The organism is Leifsonia poae (assembly GCF_027921845.1).
Taxonomy (GTDB): Bacteria; Actinomycetota; Actinomycetes; order Actinomycetales; family Microbacteriaceae; genus Leifsonia; species Leifsonia poae.
Genome location: NZ_BSEN01000011.1, coordinates 1 through 15,108, shown reverse-complemented (window position 1 = coordinate 15,108; position 15,108 = coordinate 1). Strand labels below are relative to the sequence as shown.

Sequence of the window (15,108 nt, the reverse complement as noted above, 5' to 3'; positions counted from 1 at the left end):
ATCCCGAGGACCGCGATTTCTCCCGGACTCGATCGCGTCGGCCTAGACGAGCAGCTGGTGCTTGGCGAGGTCGCGGTAGAGCGGCGTCGTCTCGACGAGCTCGGAGTGCGTGCCGGTGCCGATGACGCGGCCGTGGTCGAGTACGACGATCTGGTCGGAGTCGACGACGGTCGACAGCCGGTGCGCGATCACGATCAGCGTGCGGTCGACGGCAACGGCGTCGATCGCCTCGCGCATCAGCTGCTCGTTGCGCCCGTCGAGGCTCGAGGTCGACTCGTCGAGCAGCAGCACGGGCGGCGCCGCGAGCAGCGCTCTTGCAATTGCGAGCCGCTGGCGCTCGCCACCGGAGAGCATGATCCCGTCTTCGCCGACCGGCGCGCTGAGCCCGAGGTCGTTGCGCTCGAGCACCTCGGTCAGGTTGACCGCGTGCAGCACGTCGATGCACTCCGCGTCCGTCGCGTCCGGCGCTGACAGCGTGAGGTTGTCGCGCAGGGAGCCGGCGAGCACCGGGGCGTCCTGCTCCACGTAGCCGATCTGCGCGCGCAGCGCCGTGCGGTCGAGCGTCCGGATGTCCAGTCCGCCGAACTTCACGGCGCCCTCGGCAGGGTCGTAGAACCGCTCGATCAGCGACAGGATGGTCGACTTGCCCGCGCCGGACGGCCCGACGAGGGCCGTGCGCTTGCCGCGCGGGGCCGCGAAGTCGACGCCGTGCAGCACGCCGCCCTGCCGGTGCCGCGGAGCGTCGGCCGACCCGATGCCTGCCGCCGCCTCGGCCTCCGCCACGACGTCCTCGCCACTGAGTGCGCCGAGCACGGGCCGGTCGTCACCGAGCGCGACCCGGGCGGGGTCCGACGGCTCCTCTTTCACCGCGGAGTCCGGGTAGGCGAAGTGCACCCCGGCGAACTCGATCGCGGGTGCGTCGGGTGCGAGGCCCTCGTTGGCGGCGCCGACGGTCATCGCGAGCGGCGCGATCTCGCGGTCGAACTGGTCCTCCGTCGGCAGGTCGATGATCTCCTGGATGCGCCCCAGCGCTCCGAGCGCGGCGTTCACGGCGGTCACCGCGCCGAACGCCTGGCCCAGCGGCAGGATCATCATGAACAGGAACAGGATGAACGCCACGAGGTTCGCCACCGTGATGGCCCCGCTCGCCACGCGGAAGCCGCCGACGCCGAGCACCACCAGGAACGACACCTGCATCGCGATGCCGGCCACGGGAACCACGAGTGCCGAGATCTTGGCGACCGTGATCCCCATCTTCCAGGCGCCGGTGGCGTCGTTCTCGATGGAGGCGATCTCGCGATCGGTCGCGTTCGAGGCGCGGATCGTGCGCACCGAGCTGATCGCCCGCTCGACCGACGCGGCCAGATCGCCGACCTTGTTCTGCGCCTTCTGGCTCGCCACCCGGATGCGCCCCGACAGCAGGGTCACGACGACGATCGACACCGCGATGACGAGCACCGTGAGGCCGAGGAGCACCGGGTCGATGATCAGCATCGCGATGAGCGCGCCGACGAAGGTGAGCGCTCCGCCGATCGCTTCGACGAGTCCCTGGGTCAGAACCGCGCGCAGCAGCGTGGTGTCGGAGCCGACACGCGAGACGAGGTCTCCCGTGCGGCGGGTGTCGAACTCGCTGATCGGAAGGCGCAGCATCCGGCCGACCAGGCGGCGCCGCGACGAGAGCACGACGCCCTCGCCCGTGCGCTGCAGCAGGTAGTGCTGGTAGCCGGAGATCAGGCCGGAGACGATGACCAGGATGACGAGGAGCCAGACCAGCCCGCCGAGGGGCTGCTGCTTGCCGACCACCTCGATGACCTGGCTGACGAGCAGCGGCTGCGCGAGGCTCGCGGCGGCGCCGAGGATGCTCAGCACGATCACGATCGAGAGCACGGCGCGGTGCTCGAGCAGGTAGGGGAGGAGCTGGCTGAAGCGGGCGCGGGGGCCCTCGTCGCCGTCTTTCGCCGGGCGGCCGAAGCGGCGGCGCGGAGTGGTGGTCTTTTCGGTGCTCATGTCGGTTTCGTTCGTTCCGTATCGGGATTCGGGGGTGCGCCGGTCGGGGAGGGGTGCAGACGCTACATTCGACCGTACTTCTTGTGAACTGCTTGTTTGCTCACACCGAGGGCGAGCGCGATGAGCTGCCAGGTCGCGTTGGCGTTGCGCGCGCGCCGCACAGCAGCGGATTCGACGCGGTCGAGTTCGCTGCGGAGTTTCGCGATCGCGCGCAGGGCAACGATGGGGTCGTCGGATCCGGCATCGCCGGCGAGGGTGTGGATGGTGCTGACGTCCATGCGGTCAACGCTAGTTGACGAGGACCCCAGCGTCAACCTGGATTGACTTCGCTCGCCGCGAACGGGTGCACGAGCCTCGTCAGCGCTGCACCTGGCTCAGCAACCACCGGTGCGCTAGGTTCGGCACAAGTGATCCAGGCTGTCGAGAGGGGAACGACGTGAACGGTGTCATCGGGGAGATCCTGCCCAGCGCGCTCGGGGTGGCGATCAGTCCGATCCCCATCATCGCGGCGATCCTGATGCTCCTCTCGCCCAAGGCGCGCGGTACCAGCGTCGGCTTCATGATCGGCTGGCTCCTCGGCATCGTGGTCGCGGTCGTGGTGTTCACCCTGCTCTCCGCGGTGATCCCGGCGGCCGACCCGTCCGCCTCCAAGCCGATCGCCGGCGTGATCAAGATCATCCTCGGGCTCGCGCTGCTCCTGCTGGCCTGGAGCCAGTGGCGCAAGCGCCCGCACGCGGGGGAGACGGCGGCGACACCGAAGTGGATGTCCGCCATCGACTCCATGAAGCCGGCCGCCGCTCTCGGCCTCGGCTTCCTGCTCGCGGCCGTCAACCCCAAGAACCTGCTGATGGCGGTCGCCGGAGGCCTCGCGATCGGCGGTTCGGGCATCGCCGTCGGCCAGCAGGTGATCGCGATCGTGATCTTCGTCCTCATCGCGGCGTGCACCGTCGTGATCCCGGTCGTCGCCTACCTCCTGGCGTCGGCCAAGATGGCCGGCCCGCTCGACGCGCTGCGCGTCTGGCTCCTCGCGAACAACGCGACGATCATGACGGTTCTGCTGCTCGTGATCGGGGTCGTGCTGATCGGCAAGGGCATCGCCGACTTCTGACCTGCCGGGCCCCTGGCAATGTCGGCGCATCGGGCTAGTGTTCTGAACTATGCCGACGCCCGTCATCACCGCGAACAACCTCGTCAAGAAGTACAAGGAGTTCGCCGCTGTCAACGGAATCAGCTTCGAGGTCGATTCCGGGGAATCGTTCGGCCTGCTCGGGCCCAACGGTGCCGGTAAGTCCACCACGATGCGCATGGTGGGCGCGGTCTCCACCCGCACCGACGGCGAGCTGAGCATCCTGGGCCTCGACCCCGATCGCTACGGTCCCGAGATCCGGTCGCAGCTGGGCGTCGTGCCCCAGGCCGACAACCTCGACACCGAGCTGAGGGTGCGCGACAACCTCATCGTCTACGGCCGCTACTTCGGCCTGCCCGGCGCACGGGTGCGCAAGCGCGCCGACGAACTCCTCGAGTTCGCACAACTTCAAGACAAGGCCAAGGCGAAGGTCGACGACCTCTCCGGCGGCATGAAGCGGCGTCTCACGATCGCCAGGGCGCTCATCAACGACCCGCGCATCCTGCTGCTCGACGAACCGACGACCGGCCTCGACCCGCAGGCCAGGCACATCCTGTGGGACCGCCTGTTCCGGCTCAAGGAGCAGGGCACCACTCTCGTGCTCACGACGCACTACATGGACGAGGCGGAGCAGCTCTGCGATCGACTCGTCGTGGTCGACAAGGGCACCATCATGGCGGAGGGCGCGCCCGCTGCGCTCATCCGGCAGTATTCGTCGCGCGAGGTGCTCGAGGTGCGGTTCGGCTCGGAACGCAACGCCGACGTGGCCGGCCAGCTCGGCGGCATCGGGGAGCGCATCGAAGTGCTGCCCGACCGCATCCTCGTCTACAGCGACGACGGCGAGGCGGAGCTCACCCGCATCACCGAGCGCGGGCTGCATCCGATCACGAGCCTGGTGCGACGGTCGAGCCTCGAAGACGTGTTCCTGCGACTCACCGGCCGGAGTCTGATCGAATGACCGAGCTCTCGACGGCCTCGCCGGATGCCCGCGTCGCCATCGCCGGCGCCGTCAAGCCGCGGCGGTTCGGCGCCTGGTACGTCGCGGAGCACCGCTTCCGGGTGATGCGCTCGTACCTGCAGACCGTGCTGATGACGGCCTTCGGGTACCCGCTGCTCTACCTCTTCGCCATGGGGATCGGGCTGGGCAGCCTGGTCAGCCACAACCTCGGCGATGAGGGCGTCGACGGTGTGAGCTACCTCGCCTTCGTCGCGCCGGCGCTCCTCTGCACCGCCGCCGTCACCATCGCGAGCGAGGAGTTCACCTATCCGGTGATGCTCGGCTTCAAGTGGAACCCCACCTTCTACGGCATGAACGCCGCGCCGATCGCACCCGGGCAGATCATCGACGGCATCGTGATCTCCGTGGTCGCCCGCCTGCTCGCGGCCAGCATCATCTACTACGCCGTGATGCTGCTGTTCGGCGCGGTGCCGCTGCCCACCGGGTTCCTGGCCATCCCGGTCGCCGTACTCGGCGGCCTCGCCTTCGGCGTCCCCGTGATGGCGTACGTCGCCACGCTGGAGCAGGACACCGGCCAGCTCGCGATGCTGATGCGCTTCGTGCTGCTGCCGATGACGTTGTTCTCCGGCACGTTCTTCCCGCTGTCGTCGATGCCCCCGTTCCTGCAGTGGATCGGCTGGATCTCACCGCTGTGGCACTCCACGGAGCTGGCGCGCGTCTTCACCTACGGGTCGCCGGAGCCGATCTGGCTCACGATCACGCACGTGCTCTATCTGAGTGCGCTGTTCGTCGGCTTCTGGATGTGGACCCGGCGCATCGCCGCGAGGAGGTTGAACAAGTGACCGTCACCGACGAGAAGCTGATCGCCTCCGTCTCGCACACACGGCCGTTGCGTTCGCTGTACGCCGGAAACGCGTCGGCGGTCATGCAGCGCGGGTGGCTGGCGACGCGCAGCACCAACTGGCTGGTCGTGGTCTCCGGCTTCTTCGAGCCGATCTTCTATCTGCTCTCGCTCGGCATCGGCCTCGGCGCGCTCGTCGGCGACGTGGTGACCTCGACCGGGCAGCCGGTCTCGTACGCCGCCTTCATCGCACCGGCCCTGCTGGCCACGGCGGCGATGAACGGCGCGGTCTACGACTCCACCTGGAACGTCTTCTTCAAGATGCACTTCGCGAAGCTCTACGAGGGGATGCTCGCCACGTCGCTCGGGCCGCTCGACGTGGCGCTGGGGGAGATCCTCCTCGCCCTCGCCCGCGGGGCGCTGTACGCGGTCGGCTTCATGTTGGTGATGCAGGTCCTCGGACTGAACCTGTCGTGGTGGGCGATCCTCGCGCTGCCGGCGGTCCTGCTGATCGCGTTCGGCTTCGCCAGCTTCGGGATGGGCATCACCAGTTACATGAAGACGTTCCAGCAGATGGACTGGATCAACTTCATCATGCTGCCGATGTTCCTGCTGTCAGCCACCTTCTACCCGATCACGGTGTATCCGGAGGGCATCCAGTGGGTCATCCGGGCCATGCCGCTCTGGCAGGGCGTGGAGCTCGTGCGCGGGCTCACGACCGGGGCGGTGTCGTGGGGACTGCTCTGGCACGTGCTCTATTTCGCGGTGATGATCGCACTGGGGCTCATCCTGACCACGCGGCGGCTGCGCACGCTGTTCCTCGACTGAGGAGCGGGCAGCGAGGAGCGCTGTGGCGCTCCGATCGGGCTCACGCCTCGAGGTAGAAGTTCTCTGCGGGCGCGGCCGACCAGACGTCGAACGGGTCGTCGGCGACCGCCCCGAACATGCGCGGAGCCGCGGCTTCGAACGCCTCGCGCGACTCCCACATCGCGATGCCCACGAGCCGGGGACCGTCGATCTCGCTCCAGGCGTTGATCCGGATCAGGCCGGGCGATCCGGTGGCGGCTGCGTCGACGCGCCCCATCGAGGCGCGCAGTGCGTCGCGGTGCTCCGGCTTCGGATGGTGGATCGCCATGTGCGTGAACATCACGCCCCCGCGTCGCCGGCCCGCGCGGCGCTCTCGCCGTCCTGCGCGGCGCTCTCGCCGAACCAGCCGAGCAGCTCGACCCATCCCGAGCTGTAGCCGCCCAGGCTGTCGCGATGCCCCGCGGTGTCCCAGCCGCCATGCCGCACGGTGACCAGGGTCGCGTCGTCGCCGTCGGCGTCGAACCGCACGTCGACGGTCGTGAACGCCTCCGGCTCCCAGCTCGCCTCACGCCAGGTGAAGCCAAGCAGCTCTGCCGGCTCCCACGCCGTCACCCGGCCGATCTCGTAGGCGCCGTCGTCGTACACCTCCAGCAGACGACCGCCGACGCCCGGCTCGAACTCGAGCCGCAGGCCGCGTGCCGCGTCGTTCCAGTAGTGCGTGCCACGCCGCCACCAGCCGCCGATCTGCTCGGTGAACACCCGGAACGCCACCGCAGGCGGCGCTGCGACCCGGATGCTCGTGGTCGCGACCGCCTCGTCGCTCTCCGCCGTCTCGCTCATGTCGTGCTCCTCTCACTGACTCCGTCGGACGTGCCGACTCCGTCGGGCGTGCTCACTCCGTCGGGTGCGCTCCCGCGGCCCCCGGTCGCGCCATCTCGTCGTCGACCGCGGCGGCGAACGCACTCAGGCGGTCGCGCCAGAACGCCTGCACCTGGTCGATCCAGGCGCCGAGGTCGCCGAAAGGCTCCGGCCGCAGCCGGTACACCTTGACCCTGGCGTCGTCGGCGACGCGGGTCTCCTCGATGATGCCCGCCGTGCGCAGAACGCGCAGATGCCGGCTGATCGTGGGAGCGGCCACAGGGAACTCGTCCGCGATCGTGCCCGCCCGCAGCGGCTCCCGCACCAGGAGCTCGACGATCCGTCGCCGGGTCGGGTCGGCCAGCGCATCCCACACCGCATCTGTAGCCACACGCACAATATATAGCCGCCCAGCTAACTAACACAACCGTTGAAGGGCGGCAAACGCACCCAACGCGAAGCGGTTGGATGCGTTCGCCGCCCTTCAACGAAAGACAGCCCTAGGAGACGTTGTCGGTGAAGTCGATGTCGCGCGTCTCCTTGCTGAGCAGCAGGGCGATCAGCGTGAGCACGCCCGCCACCGAGAGGTAGACGCCGACCCACACGGTGCTCCCGCCGGCCATGGTCCACAGCCAGACCGCGATGGTCGGAGCGACCGCGGCACCGAGCACGCTCGACAGGTTGTAGCTGATCGCCGACCCGGTGTAGCGCACGTTGGTCGGGAACAGCTCGGGCAGTTCGGCGCCCATCGGCCCGAAGGTGAGGCCCATGAGGGTGAATCCCACGATCAGCAGCGCCATCGTGCCGACGGTGCCGCCCGCGAACAGCGGCACGAAGAGCAGGCCGAACACGATGATGCCGATGGTCACCCAGATCAGCGTCTTGCGGCGGCCGAAGCGCTCCGCGAGCGGTCCGGCGACCAGGGTGAACACGCCGAAGAAGACGACGCCGACGATCAGCATGATCAAGAACTCGTTGCGCGTGTAGCCCAGGCCGGCCGGCTTGGCCGTGGTGCCGTAGGTGAGCGTGAACGCGGTCATCAGGTAGAACAACACGTAGGTCGCCAGCATGATGAACGTGCCGAGCACGATCTGCCGCCAACTGCTGCGGAACACGCGCGCCAGCGGCAGCTTCGCCACCTCGCCGGTGTCGACGACCTTCTGGAAGGCGGGCGTCTCGACGAGCTTGAGGCGCACGTAGAGCCCGACGATCACGAGCACGGCGCTCAGCAGGAACGGCAGCCGCCAGCCCCACGCCGCGAACGCCTCAGCGCTCATCGACAGGTTCAGGATGAGGAACAGGACGTTCGCGACGATGAAGCCGATGGGCGCGCCCAGCTGCGGGAACGTGCCGTAGATCGCGCGCTTGCCCGCCGGTGCGTTCTCCGTGGCGAGGAGGGCGGCGCCACTCCACTCGCCGCCGAGGCCCAGTCCCTGGCAGAACCGCATGACCACCAGCAGGAACGGCGCCCAGAACTCCCAGCCCGGCACCTGCGCCGTGGGGAGGCAGCCGATCAGCACCGTGGCGATGCCCATCGTCAGCAGCGAGCCGACCAGCGTGCCCTTGCGCCCGATCCGGTCGCCGAAGTGGCCGAACACGATCGAACCGATCGGCCGCGCGATGAACGCGACGCCGAAGACGGCGAATGACGCGAGCAGGGCGGTGGTCGGATCCTCGTTCGTGAAGAACAGCGACGGGAAGACCAGCACGGCGGCCGTCGCGTAGACGTAGAAGTCGTAGAACTCGATCGAGGTGCCGATGAGGCTGGCCAGGATGACACGACCGCGCGTGTTGGCGGGGGCGGGGGTGGGCGGGGTGACGGAAACCGTCGAAGACATGAGAGAACTCCGGATGAGGGATGCCGCGTCAGGACGGACGCGACGGTGCGAGCCGCCTGAAGGCGCGGCAGGAGACGAGGGGACAACGCGGTGTGACGGGCGTCGGTCGGGCGTCTGCGAACACGTGAGCGGAACTGGATGCGCTTGTGGCGCCCTTCCACCCTATGTCGAGAGCGCGACGGCGCCGAATCGGGCGCCTCGTTAGTCTGGTCGCATGGATACCCTGTTCAACGTTCTGCACGTCGTGTCGGCCGTCTTCATCGTCGGCCCGATGGCGATCCTGCCCATGACGGCCATGCGCGCCGTCCGCGCCGGAAACGCCTCCCAGGTGAGGACATTGGCGAAGTCCACGAACATCTTCTCGCTGCTGTCGCTGCTCACCGTGCTGTTCGGGTTCGCCGTGATGGGAATGTCCGACCCGAAGTACAAGACGTCGATCACCACGCCGTGGATCCTGTGGTCGATCATCGCCTACGTCATCGCGCTCGGGCTCACGCTGTTCGTGGTCGTGCCGGCGATGCGGCGCGCGGCCGACGCCCTGGACGGGCTGACCTCCGCGACCGCCGCTCCGGCCGTGGCCGGCGGGTCGGTTCCGACGCCAGCGGCCGAAGCGGCCGATCTCGAGGCGCGCGGCTACCCGGCGATCGCTGCGGGCTCCGGCGTGGCGAGCATCCTGCTCGTCGTGGTCGTCGTCCTCATGGTCTGGAAGCCGTAGCCCGCAGCCGGGGCTAGCGCACGCGGGCTAGAGCCCGCGCAGCACGAGCGCCGTCGCGAGGGCGGCGTGGGCCGCCTCGGCGCCCTTGTCCTCGTGGGAGCCCTCGAGACCAGCGCGGTCGAGGCCCTGCGCCTCGTCGTCGAGCGTCAGCACGCCGAAGCCCACCGGCTTGCCCGTGTCGATGGCGACGCGGGTGAGGCCGTCGGTCGCCGCCGACGAGACGTACTCGAAGTGCGGGGTGCCGCCGCGGATGATCACGCCGAGCGCGACCACCGCATCCGCCCCGCCCTCGAGCGCCCGCTTGGAGGCGACCGGGAGCTCGAAACTGCCGGGGACACGCACGAGGCTGTACTCCGCACCGGCCTCGCGCAGCGTCCGTTCCGCGCCCGCGATCAGCCCGTCGGTGATCTGCTCGTGCCACGTGCCCGCGATGATGACGACCCGCAGGCCGCTCCCGTCGAGCTTCTCCGTCGCCTCCGGTGCTCCTGCTCCGCTCATCGTCCGGTCCTTTCTGCTGCGATCTCAGCCTGGGGGATGTCGTGACCCATCCGGTCACGCTTGGTCTCGAGGTAGCCCTCGTTGAAGGCGCCGACGCCCACGACGAGCGGGACGCGCTCGTCGACGGCGATCCCGTGCTCTTCGAGCTGGCGCACCTTCTCAGGGTTGTTGGTCAGCAGGCGCACCGACGAGATGCCGAGGTCCTGCAGGATGGCCGTCGCCGCGCGGTAGTCGCGGGCATCGATCGGCAGCCCCAGGGCGAGGTTGGCGTCGAGCGTGTCGAGTCCCTCCTCCTGCAGCTTGTAGGCACGGAGCTTGTTGATCAGGCCGATGCCCCGGCCCTCGTGGCCGCGCAGGTAGACGACGACGCCTCCGTCGCGCTGGATCGTGTCCAGGGCTGCGTCGAGCTGGGGTCCGCACTCGCACTTCAGCGAACCGAATGCTTCGCCCGTCAGGCACTCCGAGTGCACGCGGACCAGCGTGCCGTTCGCGGTGGGGTTGCCGGCGACGATCGCGACGTGGTCGGCTCCGGTCATCCGGTCGCGGTACGCGCGCATCTTGAACGGCCCGTGCGTGGTGGGCACCGTGGTCTCGACCTCGAAGATAACTCGCGACGTCTCGGGGATAGGGGTGACCGATTCGAGCTGCTGGTCGCAGTGGAACTCCTGAAGGTAGGCGATCAGCGCCTCGATCGTGATGACGAGCACGTCTTCGCGCTCGCCCAGTTCGATGAGGCCCGGCAGGCGCATCATCTCGCCGTCGTCGGCGACGATCTCGGCGATCGCCGCGACCGGGGTGAGACCGGCGAGCTTCATCAGGTCGACGGCGGCCTCGGTGTGGCCGTCGCGCTCGCGCACGCCTCCGTCGACGGCGCGCAGCGGCAGGATGTGGCCGGGGCGGTGCAGGCTGGCGGGCGTCGAGTCCAGGTCGGCGAGCACGCGCAGGGTGTGCGCGCGATCCGCCGCGCTGATGCCGGTGCTGAGGCGGTCGGCCGCGTCGACGCTCACGGTGTAGTTCGTTCCGCGGGCATCCTCGTTGACGGCGACCATGACGGGGAGCTCGAGCCTGTCGGCGATCTCGTTCGTCATCGGAGCGCAGATGAAGCCGGAGGAGTTCTTGACCGTCCAGGCGATCCACTCCTGGCTGGCGAGTTCGGCGGCGATGATGACGTCGCCCTCGTTCTCGCGGCTCTCGTTGTCCGCGACGATGACCGGTCGGCCTTCGCGCAGTGCGCTGAGGGCCTGGGGGATGGTGGCGAGGCTCATGAAGCGCTCCGTTCCGGTTCGATGATGGACGAGGGGAGGACTTCTTCCCGTCCGAGGTAGCCCAGCCCGAGCATCCGCTCGACGTGGCGGGCCAGGATGTCGGTCTCGATGTTGACGCGGTCGCCCACGACGCGGTCGCCGAGGGTGGTGGCTTCGAGGGTCTCCGGGATGAGGGACACCTCGAACCAGCCGTCGTCGAGGCCGCCGCCGACCTCGCTCACGGTGAGCGAGACGCCGTCGATCGCGATGGAGCCCTTGCGCGCTACGAGCGGAGCGTGCTCCGGGTCGAGGCTGAGCCGCACGACGCGCCACGCGCTGCCCTCGGTGATCGCGAGGATCGTGGCCGTGCCGTCGATGTGACCCTGCACGATGTGGCCGCCGAGGCGGTCTCCGACCTGTGCGGCGCGCTCGAGGTTCACCCGGCGTCCGGGCTGGACCCCGTCGAGGGTGCTCATCGCGAGCGTCTCGGCCATCACGTCCGCGGTGAAGCTCACGGCATCCTGGTCGATGACCGTCAGGCACACGCCGCTCACAGAGATGGAGTCGCCGTGTTTGGCGTCGCTGACCGCGACGGGTCCGCGCACCGTGACGCGCGCCGCGTCGTCCGCCCAGTCGACCGCCGTGATCTCTCCGAGCTCCTCGATGATTCCGGTGAACATCCTCAGTCTCCTTCTGTCTGCTGCGCTGTATCGCTTGGTCGCTGCGCTACGTCACCCGGGCGCTGCGCCGCTTCGCTTCTCAGGGGAACCGCCCGGATGAGCAGGTCGCTCCCCAGCTGATCGACCGACAGGATGCGCAGCTTCAGCTGCTCGCCGATCGTGCTGATCCCGATGTCGCCGAGCGCCAGGCGGTTTCCGCCCAGCAGGGTCGGCGCGAGGTAGATGGCGAACTCGTCCACGAGCCCGGCGGCGACGAACGCGCTGGCGAGCGTGGGGCCGCCCTCGACGTAGACCCGCCGGAAGCCGCGTGCTCGCAGATCCCGCACCACTTCGTGCACGTCGTGCGTGCCCTCGAAGATCACCGGATGCGGGTGCCGGAACACGGCGGCATCCTTCGGGATGGCGCGGGTGCCGACGACGACGGGTGCCGGCTGGCGGGCCATCAGCTCGCCGGCGTCGCCGCGTGCGGTGAGGCTCGGGTCGTCGGCGAGCACGGTGCCCGTGCCGACGATGATCGCGTCGGAGGCCTCGCGCTGCTCGTGCACACGCTGCCGCGCCGCGGCACCGGTGATCCACGTGCTCGTGCCGTCCAGCGCCGCGATCCGCCCGTCCAGGCTGCTGGCCCACTTGACGGTGATGTACGGACGCCCGAGGCGTGCCGCTGTCAGCCAGTCGTCGAGGAACGCCTCCACCTCGGAGACGAGCACGCCGCCCGTCACATCGACGCCGGCCTCGCGCAGCCGCGCGGCTCCGCCACCCGACATGTGCCCGGGGTCGCTCGCCGCGTAGACGACCCGGCCGATGCCCGCGGCGATCAGCGCCTCGGAGCAGGGCCCGGTGTGACCTGTGTGATTGCAGGGCTCGAGCGTGACGACGGCCGTGGCTCCGCGAGCGCCGCCTTCGGGCAGCTTGCTGAGGGCATCCACTTCTGCGTGCGCCGTTCCGACGCCGCGGTGCCAGCCCTCGGCGAGTGTCACGCCGTCGGCGTCGAGGATCACGCAGCCCACGCGGGGGTTCACACCTGTCGCCGGCCCGTTGTGCGCGAGCTCGATGGCGGTGCGCATGGCCGCTTCCCACGTCATCCGGTCAGTCCTGTCTCTCGGTCGAGACGTCTTCCGGGGTCGCGTGACAGAAGTCACCCGTGCGGAGCGGTCGAGACGACCGTCCGCCGTGCTGCCTCCCATCCGGACTGAGCGGCCAGGCTCACGCCTGACCCCATTACCGTCGGTCCCGGAATTCCACCGGATCAGCAGGCTGCGTTCGCACGCAGTCCCGCTCGCGGACTGTCACCGCCGGTTCGGACTTTCACCGACCCCGGAGCACGTTTATCGTTCTGAGTCTAGATCAACGCGTTACAGCGCGGTCTATTCCCGAAGGATGCGACGGGGTGTTACGCACGCGCCAGTCGGTGTTCTACGCCCACGTCAGGCGGTCGCGACCCAGCCGGCGGTGAGGCCCTGCACGGCGGAGCCGTCGAGGTCGGCGAGCTTGACGCCGACGAAGCGCTTCGCCGCCTCGGAGGTCTGCACGCGGGCGGGAGGTTCATCCGAGAGGAGCAGCTCGACCAGCACGTCGGCGACTCCCTCGGCCGTCTGCGCGTTGGCAGGATCGAAGGCCGTCCGCGTCCGCTCGAGATACGCGGCGAAGGCCGGCTCGTACGGCGTGCCGTCCGTCGGCTGCGACCCATCGACGCCAACGTTCGCGACGAACTCGGTCGAAACGGCGCCCGGCTCGACCACCGTCACCCTGACCCCGACCGTCGCGGCGACGGGAGCGAGCGATTCGAGGAACCCCTCGACCGCGAACTTGGCCGCGCAGTATGCCTCGTTGAACGGCTGCCCGACGACGCCCCCGACGCTCGAGACCGTCACCAGCCGTCCCCGGCTCTCGCGCAGCAGAGGCATTGCCGCCCTGCTGACGGCGACGACGCCGAAGAAGTTCACCTCCATCACTGCACGCACCGCGTCGAGCGGCTCGGCTTCGATGGTTCCGACGTGACCGGCGCCGGCGTTGTTGAGCAGGGCATCCAGCCGGCCGTAGGTGGCGATGACGTACCCGATGCCGGCTTCGATGGAGGCGGCGTCCGTCACGTCGAGCGGCTGCACGTCGACGGTCACGCCGGCCTCGAGCGCTGCGGCCCGGAGCGGGGCTGCCTTGGTCACATCGCGCATCGTGGCGACGACGGTGTATCCGGCCCGGGCGGCGGCGACGGCGGTCGCGCGGCCGATTCCGGATGAGGTGCCGGTGATGAGCAGGACGGGCGCCGATGCGGATTCGGAGGCGGGTGCGGGTGCTGATGCTGGTGCTGGTTCAGGTGCTGATGCGGTCATGCGGCCAGTTTCGCATCGGCGGGTGAACGGGGGCCGGGAGGGGGCGCTTGCACGTCGGCACCTTCGGCGGCGCGTGGTTGCACCTTCCTCCACAAGCCTGGAGTCCTGCGATCTATCCACAGAAAAAGTGCCGGTCAATGCTTGTTTTTAGGACGCCAAAGTGTCGGTGGTCGGTGATGGGATTAAGTCATGACCGCAACACCAGCCGACGCTCTGCGCAGCTCCCTCCGGGAACTCGGGTCACCCGCAGAGCTGTCGCGCGACGGGTTGCTGGCGGCGCTCGATGTGCTGGCCGATGCACAGGCCGTCCTCGACGCGGTGAAGGTGGGAGTTGCCGGCGAGCTGGCACGCCGGTCGCTGATCCTTGGCGATGAGAACCCCGTTCGCCGCGCAGGTCACTCCCGGCCCGCGGCGTTGATCGCGGAGAGGTGGCGGATCTCGCTCCCGACGGCGCGCCGGTTCTGCAGCGTGGGGGAGGCGACAACACCACGCGTCTCGCTCGCGGGCGAGCCTCTGCCGGCGACGCATCCCGCGCTCGCCGCAACGGTCACCCGTGAGCTCGATCCGGTCGGTAGCGACGCAGGCGTCGACGGTTCCGGTGCGGCACGCGTCAGTGTTGAGCAGGCGGCGGTGATCGTGCGGGAGCTGTCTTTGGCGGCGCCCGCGTGTTCGTCGGATGCGCTGGCGCTGGGTGAGCGGCTGCTGGTCGAGAATGCTCCCGATCTGACGGTGGCGCAGTTGCGGGCGTTGGCGGTCCAGGTGCGGGACCGTCTCGACGATGACGGCATCCTGTCGCGGGAGAAGCGTCGCCGCCAGCGCCGCTCGTTGACGATCTCGACCACCGCCGACGGCATGACCCACGTCGACTGGTATCTCGATCCCGAGTCCGCCGGGTATGTGGTCACCGCGATCGACGCAGCCGTCGGGCGCGACCTGCGCACGGTCCGCTTCCACGACCCCGACGCTGACGTTGGAGTCGACGCCGCTCACGCGGATGGTTCGCACGCTTCAAGTGCACCGAGTGAGCCGGTGGAGTCTCGGAGCATGGCGCAACTGCGGTCGGATGCAGCCACCGAGATCTTCCGGCACCGCATCAGCTGCCCGCGCACCGGCTCTGACGCCGTCACTGCCACCGCACCGGTCACGGTCGTCGTCCGGATCGGTCTGGAACAACTCCGAAACGGGCACGGCACCGGACAGCTCGAC

17 protein-coding genes and 1 riboswitch are annotated in these 15,108 nt (G+C 69.2%); of the genes, 6 read left to right on the top strand and 11 right to left on the bottom strand.

What is annotated here, in order from left to right:
* Window positions 1-42: 42 nt before the first annotated feature.
* Together PKE84_RS11560 and PKE84_RS11555 are read right to left on the bottom strand one after the other, a co-directional pair.
* Entirely contained in the window at window positions 43-2,007 is a 1,965-nt protein-coding gene (locus PKE84_RS11560; RefSeq protein WP_271177402.1) for an ABC transporter ATP-binding protein, read from the bottom strand.
* 62 nt (window positions 2,008-2,069) lie between these two features.
* Window positions 2,070-2,285, bottom strand: coding sequence for a hypothetical protein (locus PKE84_RS11555; RefSeq protein WP_271177401.1), 216 nt, complete (start codon window positions 2,283-2,285; stop codon window positions 2,070-2,072).
* 158 nt (window positions 2,286-2,443) lie between these two features.
* Here PKE84_RS11555 and PKE84_RS11550 point away from each other — a divergent pair, with 158 nt between their 5' ends.
* Genes PKE84_RS11550 through PKE84_RS11535 form a run of 4 tightly spaced genes read left to right on the top strand, consistent with a single transcriptional unit; the run spans window position 2,444 to window position 5,760 of the window.
* Entirely contained in the window at window positions 2,444-3,115 is a 672-nt protein-coding gene (locus PKE84_RS11550; protein ID WP_271177400.1) for a GAP family protein, read from the top strand.
* Between the two features lie 49 nt (window positions 3,116-3,164).
* Window positions 3,165-4,091, top strand: coding sequence for an ABC transporter ATP-binding protein (locus PKE84_RS11545; protein WP_271177399.1), 927 nt, complete (start codon window positions 3,165-3,167; stop codon window positions 4,089-4,091).
* Window positions 4,088-4,933, top strand: coding sequence for an ABC transporter permease (locus PKE84_RS11540; protein WP_271177398.1), 846 nt, complete (start codon window positions 4,088-4,090; stop codon window positions 4,931-4,933). The genes PKE84_RS11545 and PKE84_RS11540 overlap by 4 nt, the downstream gene beginning before the upstream one ends.
* The gene (locus PKE84_RS11535; RefSeq protein ID WP_271177397.1) at window positions 4,930-5,760 is read left to right on the top strand and encodes an ABC transporter permease; all 831 of its coding nucleotides are present in this window, start codon (window positions 4,930-4,932) and stop codon (window positions 5,758-5,760) included. Before PKE84_RS11540 ends, PKE84_RS11535 begins: the two co-directional genes overlap by 4 nt.
* 40 nt (window positions 5,761-5,800) lie before the next feature.
* Here the strand turns inward: PKE84_RS11535 and PKE84_RS11530 are convergent, their stop codons facing one another.
* From PKE84_RS11530 to PKE84_RS11515, 4 genes are all read right to left on the bottom strand, one after another.
* On the bottom strand, window positions 5,801-6,067 hold the full coding sequence (locus PKE84_RS11530) for an antibiotic biosynthesis monooxygenase family protein (protein ID WP_271177396.1): 267 nt from the start codon (window positions 6,065-6,067) through the stop codon (window positions 5,801-5,803).
* A gap of 11 nt (window positions 6,068-6,078) precedes the next feature.
* The gene (locus PKE84_RS11525) at window positions 6,079-6,579 is read right to left on the bottom strand and encodes an SRPBCC domain-containing protein (RefSeq protein ID WP_271177395.1); all 501 of its coding nucleotides are present in this window, start codon (window positions 6,577-6,579) and stop codon (window positions 6,079-6,081) included.
* A gap of 52 nt (window positions 6,580-6,631) precedes the next feature.
* Window positions 6,632-6,988, bottom strand: a complete 357-nt coding sequence (locus PKE84_RS11520) for an ArsR/SmtB family transcription factor (protein ID WP_271177394.1) — start codon at window positions 6,986-6,988, stop codon at window positions 6,632-6,634.
* A gap of 109 nt (window positions 6,989-7,097) precedes the next feature.
* The gene (locus PKE84_RS11515; RefSeq protein ID WP_271177393.1) at window positions 7,098-8,435 is read right to left on the bottom strand and encodes an MFS transporter; all 1,338 of its coding nucleotides are present in this window, start codon (window positions 8,433-8,435) and stop codon (window positions 7,098-7,100) included.
* Between the two features lie 214 nt (window positions 8,436-8,649).
* On the opposite strand from PKE84_RS11515, the gene PKE84_RS11510 reads away from it, so the two are divergent.
* Window positions 8,650-9,150 carry a DUF2269 family protein gene (locus PKE84_RS11510; RefSeq protein ID WP_271177392.1) on the top strand — a complete coding sequence of 167 codons (501 nt, stop codon included), beginning with the start codon at window positions 8,650-8,652 and terminating at the stop codon, window positions 9,148-9,150.
* A gap of 27 nt (window positions 9,151-9,177) precedes the next feature.
* On the opposite strand, the gene ribH is transcribed toward PKE84_RS11510, so the two are convergent.
* The 5 genes from ribH to PKE84_RS11485 all read right to left on the bottom strand — a co-directional run bounded on the left by ribH (window position 9,178) and on the right by PKE84_RS11485 (window position 13,902).
* On the bottom strand, window positions 9,178-9,648 hold the full coding sequence (gene ribH / locus PKE84_RS11505; RefSeq protein ID WP_271177391.1) for a 6,7-dimethyl-8-ribityllumazine synthase: 471 nt from the start codon (window positions 9,646-9,648) through the stop codon (window positions 9,178-9,180).
* Window positions 9,645-10,913, bottom strand: a complete 1,269-nt coding sequence (gene ribA, locus PKE84_RS11500) for a GTP cyclohydrolase II (protein ID WP_271177390.1) — start codon at window positions 10,911-10,913, stop codon at window positions 9,645-9,647. The genes ribH and ribA overlap by 4 nt, the downstream gene beginning before the upstream one ends.
* A complete protein-coding gene (locus PKE84_RS11495; RefSeq protein ID WP_271177389.1) occupies window positions 10,910-11,572 on the bottom strand; it encodes a riboflavin synthase in 663 nt (220 codons plus the stop codon). Before PKE84_RS11495 ends, ribA begins: the two co-directional genes overlap by 4 nt.
* 2 nt (window positions 11,573-11,574) lie before the next feature.
* Window positions 11,575-12,654, bottom strand: coding sequence for a bifunctional diaminohydroxyphosphoribosylaminopyrimidine deaminase/5-amino-6-(5-phosphoribosylamino)uracil reductase RibD (ribD, locus tag PKE84_RS11490; RefSeq protein ID WP_271177388.1), 1,080 nt, complete (start codon window positions 12,652-12,654; stop codon window positions 11,575-11,577).
* An 85-nt stretch (window positions 12,655-12,739) separates the two neighbouring features.
* Window positions 12,740-12,898, bottom strand: a riboswitch (FMN riboswitch).
* Between the two features lie 98 nt (window positions 12,899-12,996).
* Window positions 12,997-13,902 (bottom strand): SDR family NAD(P)-dependent oxidoreductase, encoded by a 906-nt coding sequence (locus PKE84_RS11485; RefSeq protein ID WP_271177387.1) that lies wholly within the window; start codon window positions 13,900-13,902, stop codon window positions 12,997-12,999.
* Window positions 13,903-14,091: 189 nt separating this feature from the next.
* Between PKE84_RS11485 and PKE84_RS11480 the strand changes: the two genes are divergently transcribed.
* Window positions 14,092-15,108, top strand: a 1,017-nt coding sequence (locus tag PKE84_RS11480; RefSeq protein ID WP_271177386.1) for a DUF222 domain-containing protein, incomplete at its 3' end; no start/stop codon positions are given.

Bases quoted from the DNA above. Each gene is read 5' to 3' on its own strand.
- PKE84_RS11560 (WP_271177402.1), bottom strand. From the start codon at position 2,007: ATGAGCACCGAAAAGACCACCACTCCGCGCCGCCGCTTCGGCCGCCCG.
- PKE84_RS11555 (WP_271177401.1), bottom strand. From the start codon at position 2,285: ATGGACGTCAGCACCATCCACACCCTCGCCGGCGATGCCGGATCCGAC.
- PKE84_RS11545 (WP_271177399.1), top strand. From the start codon at position 3,165: ATGCCGACGCCCGTCATCACCGCGAACAACCTCGTCAAGAAGTACAAG.
- PKE84_RS11540 (WP_271177398.1), top strand. From the start codon at position 4,088: ATGACCGAGCTCTCGACGGCCTCGCCGGATGCCCGCGTCGCCATCGCC.
- PKE84_RS11530 (WP_271177396.1), bottom strand. From the start codon at position 6,067: ATGGCGATCCACCATCCGAAGCCGGAGCACCGCGACGCACTGCGCGCC.
- PKE84_RS11525 (WP_271177395.1), bottom strand. From the start codon at position 6,579: ATGAGCGAGACGGCGGAGAGCGACGAGGCGGTCGCGACCACGAGCATC.
- PKE84_RS11515 (WP_271177393.1), bottom strand. From the start codon at position 8,435: ATGTCTTCGACGGTTTCCGTCACCCCGCCCACCCCCGCCCCCGCCAAC.
- PKE84_RS11510 (WP_271177392.1), top strand. From the start codon at position 8,650: ATGGATACCCTGTTCAACGTTCTGCACGTCGTGTCGGCCGTCTTCATC.
- ribH (WP_271177391.1), bottom strand. From the start codon at position 9,648: ATGAGCGGAGCAGGAGCACCGGAGGCGACGGAGAAGCTCGACGGGAGC.
- ribA (WP_271177390.1), bottom strand. From the start codon at position 10,913: ATGAGCCTCGCCACCATCCCCCAGGCCCTCAGCGCACTGCGCGAAGGC.
- PKE84_RS11495 (WP_271177389.1), bottom strand. From the start codon at position 11,572: ATGTTCACCGGAATCATCGAGGAGCTCGGAGAGATCACGGCGGTCGAC.
- ribD (WP_271177388.1), bottom strand. From the start codon at position 12,654: ATGACGTGGGAAGCGGCCATGCGCACCGCCATCGAGCTCGCGCACAAC.
- PKE84_RS11485 (WP_271177387.1), bottom strand. From the start codon at position 13,902: ATGACCGCATCAGCACCTGAACCAGCACCAGCATCAGCACCCGCACCC.